Raw genomic sequence first — 240 nt, 5'->3', positions numbered from 1 at the left:
AGGTTGATAGGTCAGAGGTGGAAGCGTGGCGACATGTGTAGCTGACTGATACTAATCGATCGAGGACTTAACCAAACTTTTAAAAGCGTAAGCTTTACTCAGCGAACTGTTATCTAGTTTTGAGAGAACAAAACTTTTTAAAAAAGTCTTGCTTTCTTTATCAAATCATGTATAATATAATATGTCTGGTGGCGATAGCGAAGAGGTCACACCCGTTCCCATACCGAACACGGAAGTTAA

The 240-nt window shown here is 39.6% G+C and carries 1 rRNA gene; it reads left to right on the top strand.

Features of this window, described 5'->3' with window-relative positions:
* Positions 1–184: 184 nt before the first annotated feature.
* Positions 185–240, top strand: a 5S ribosomal RNA gene (gene rrf, locus LJC66_RS27640); the annotation flags it as partial.

This window comes from Priestia sp. TSO9, from assembly GCF_021029645.1.
Taxonomy (GTDB): Bacteria; Bacillota; Bacilli; order Bacillales; family Bacillaceae_H; genus Priestia; species Priestia megaterium_E.
This window is presented reverse-complemented; position numbering and strand designations above follow the sequence as displayed.